The sequence below is a fragment of the Halorubrum sp. Atlit-28R genome (genome assembly GCF_003665955.1).
In the GTDB taxonomy this organism is placed as follows: Archaea; Halobacteriota; Halobacteria; order Halobacteriales; family Haloferacaceae; genus Halorubrum; species Halorubrum tropicale.
Window position 1 is genome coordinate 1 of sequence record NZ_QPLS01000241.1, and the last position, 452, is coordinate 452.

Below are 452 nucleotides of genomic sequence, written 5' to 3' on the forward strand. Positions count from 1 at the left end.
TCCATAATTCGTGGGTGGGCAGTCACGGAAGCGTCCGCGAGTTGTTCATACAATTTGCGCAATACTATAACTTTCAACGACCGCATCAAGCGCTCAACGGACGAACGCCGGTTGAGAAAGTCACTAACTAGACAGTGCCCTATTGAGCAATGAAAATCACACATTCAGAATCACCCCAGCACAGAGCGAGCGGGTTACTCGCCGGTGAGAAGGCGTGAACCAGCGATCTGACTCCCAGGGTTTGGACACTGAAAAGAGGACTTCAGACGAGGAACCGAGAGAAAAGCGCTACAAATGGGTCCCAGATGAGCCTTGACGAACTCGTCGGTGTCGAAGTTACCTGCAATACCCTATTTTGACCTCGACTTTGCCAGACAAGTGGGTCTGTTGAAGTTCTCAGTCGCGGATAGTTTGTTGAGGCTGTGCTGCATACAGGGCGCGAATCGGTTAGG

The 452-nt window shown here is 51.3% G+C and carries 1 protein-coding gene; it reads left to right on the forward strand.

Annotated elements, in window-relative coordinates; genetic code table 11:
* On the forward strand, window positions 1-131 hold a 131-nt coding region (locus DVK06_RS17730; protein ID WP_147438190.1), incomplete at its 5' end, for an integrase core domain-containing protein.
* Between the last annotated feature and the right edge of the window lie 321 nt (window positions 132-452).